Here is a 2601-nt window from a genome sequence, read left to right on the forward strand (position 1 = left end):
ATGCCTTGCTGGTCGACGTGCGTGGCTTCGATCTGCTGGTCCGCCCCATTGCCCCCCTGCGCGCCGGCAGCGGCTACCGGCTGAGCGGCAAGGTCATGCTCAAGGCCGCCAATACCCGTGAAACCGTGCGCATGGCGCTGCTCAGCGAACGCGCCGATGGCGCCCTGGCCTACAACCCGGCGCAGAGCGTCGAACTGTCGGTCAGCGGCAACGAGTTCAGTCGCCTGGAGAAGACCTTCGACTACCGTCCCGCCGCCGACCAGCGCAACCTCTACGTGGCGGTCTGGAGCGACAGCGGCGCCAGCCTGCTGGTCGACGAGATGAACCTGCAGGAAGCGCAGGCCGCGCCGCCGAGCGTACCGCCGGCGCCAAAACGCATCGCCTACGACTTCGAGAGCGGCATCGGCGGCTGGAGCGGCGTGCATGCCAGCACCCGCGCCACGCGCGTCGCCAGCGCCGGGCGGCTGGCCCTGGAAGCCTACCAGCGGCGCTACGCCGGCACCGGCGCGAGCACCAGCCTGCTGGGCAACCTGGAAGCAGGCCGGACCTACGCGTTCAGCGCGGACGTACGGGTCGGCGACGGTCGCGGCTCGCAGGCCATGACCTATGCCTACCTCTACCTGGAAAGCCAGGGTCGGCCCGGCGAATACCTGCCCCTGGGCTACAAGGTGGTCGAGAATGGCCGCTGGGCCAGCCTGCACGGCCAGGTGCAATTGCCGAAGGGGCCGATCAAGCGTGCTGAACTGATGATCCTCAGCGGCAACCAGCAGGAGTCGATGTTCATCGACAACGTCCAGTTGCTGCAGAAGTAGGACGCTTCCCCTCCGTGCCCCCCGGCGGGCACGGAGGGGATTTTGCGGAGCGCTCCAGGTCGGATGCAGCGATCTAAAATTATCGTTTTGCGATAATTTATTATTGAATTATGATCACTCCGGTTTCCCTCGTTTCCGAGGGTCCCGCCCACTTCCCAAGGAGTCTCCCCGATGACAAGCGACCGCCTGGCCGGCTACAGCCGCCTGATGGCTACCCTGACCCTGCTGTTGATCGCCGGCATGCTGCTGCTCAACGCCGCGTGCTGGATCTTCCCCGACCTCGCCAGCGAGCACGGCCTCGGCTTCGCCCTCACCGCCACCGGTGTCGCCGGCGACCTCGGCGTTGTGGCGCGGGACATGCCGCTCTGGCAGGCCCTCGGCGGCATCCTCCTGTCGAGCCTGCCGCTGCTGGTCCTGGCCAGTGGACTGCAGGCGCTGCGAAGGCTGTTCCAGCACTACGGGCGCGGCGAGTATTTCTGCGAAGACGCCGCGGCGCTGCTCGGCAAGGTCGGCCTGTGCCTGGCTTGCTGGGTGCTGGCGAACTTCCTGCTGGAACCGCTGCTGACGGTCTGGGTCACCTTCCTCCAACCCCAGGGGCAACGCATCGTCAGTCTCAGCTTCGGTTCGGCGGAACTGGTCAGCCTGTTCGCCGCCGCCTCGGTGATGGTGATCGCGCGCATCCAGCGCAAGGCCGCCCTGCTCGCCGAGGAAAACCGCCAGTTCGTCTGAGGTCCGCCATGCCCATCGAAATCAGGCTGGATGTCATGCTCGCCCTGCGCAAGGCCAGGTCCAAGGACCTGGCCCAGGCCATCGGCATCACCGAACAGAACCTGTCGCTGCTCAAGCAGGGCAAGGTAAAGGGCATTCGCCTCGCTACCCTGGAGGCCATCTGCGCCTACCTAGCGTGCCAGCCGGGAGACCTGCTGGAGTACCTGCCCGGCCCGACCGAGGGGTGACAGCCGGGCGCTTATGCGCTCGAGCGAGGGGGAGCGCAACAAAGGGTATTTAGGCCAAGCCCCCTTTCGCCGCTACAGTCGCGGTTCATCCACCAGACATGGGCGAGGTCGGGCATGGCGAAATCCTCCGAACGATTCGAATCCCTGCGCCGGGATATCGACGCACTGGCCCGCCGGCTCGACGTGCCGTCGGTGCTGATCATGCGTTCCCTGCCCCGGCACATGCGCGTCGAGGCCTCCGCCGGACGCCTGGAGGACACCTACCCGATCGGCGCCGAAGGCCGCAAGAGCGTCCATGAAGACGGCGCCCAACCCCTCTACTGCGAACGCGTGGTCGACCGCGACGCCCCGTTGCACGTGCGCGACTCGCGCCAGGAGACGGAATGGGCCGGCAACGAGGATGAAGTCGAGTTCGGCCTGAGCAACTACCTTGGCTATCCGGTTCATACGCCCGACGGCACCCCGTACGGCACCGTCTGCGTACTCGACAGCCGACCGCGCGACTATTCGGCCGAGGAACGGGCCCTGCTGGAAGAATTGCGGCGCAAGGTCGAGGCGCTGCTGGCGGAAACCGTCTCATGACCTAAGGTCAATCGGATACCGCGGCGCACAACCGCGCCGCCTCCGCCCGCCAGACGAGGACCTTCCGTGCACGCCCGCCGCCTGCCCCACCTCTTGCCGCTCGCCCTCGCCTTCCTGCTTTCGCCCGCCGCCTTCGCTGCCGACACGCCAGCCACCGAGCTGCTGCGCCAGGCCGAAGCCGAACGCCCGGCCTACCTCGACACGCTCCGACAACTGGTCGCGGTGGACAGCGGTACCGGCCAGGCCGAAGG

The 2601-nt window shown here is 67.2% G+C and carries 3 protein-coding genes and 2 pseudogenes; all 5 read left to right on the forward strand.

Translation table 11 applies throughout. The features are described 5' to 3' along the window. Window positions 1-812, forward strand: a pseudogene (mep72, locus tag FFS27_RS31455) (metalloendopeptidase Mep72); the annotation flags it as partial. Window positions 813-983: 171 nt separating this feature from the next. Continuing rightward, complete coding sequence (locus FFS27_RS31460) at window positions 984-1541, forward strand: DUF2975 domain-containing protein (RefSeq protein WP_003090849.1); 558 nt, start codon at window positions 984-986, stop codon at window positions 1539-1541. A gap of 8 nt (window positions 1542-1549) precedes the next feature. Further along, window positions 1550-1768, forward strand: a complete 219-nt coding sequence (locus FFS27_RS31465; RefSeq protein WP_003090850.1) for a helix-turn-helix domain-containing protein — start codon at window positions 1550-1552, stop codon at window positions 1766-1768. 114 nt (window positions 1769-1882) lie between these two features. Beyond that, on the forward strand, window positions 1883-2350 hold the full coding sequence (locus tag FFS27_RS31470) for a GAF domain-containing protein (RefSeq protein ID WP_003130919.1): 468 nt from the start codon (window positions 1883-1885) through the stop codon (window positions 2348-2350). A 66-nt stretch (window positions 2351-2416) separates the two neighbouring features. Continuing rightward, a pseudogene (locus tag FFS27_RS31475) lies at window positions 2417-2601 on the forward strand (glutamate carboxypeptidase); the annotation flags it as partial.

Source organism: Pseudomonas sp. 2VD, assembly GCF_005503585.1.
Lineage (GTDB): Bacteria > Pseudomonadota > Gammaproteobacteria > Pseudomonadales > Pseudomonadaceae > Pseudomonas > Pseudomonas aeruginosa.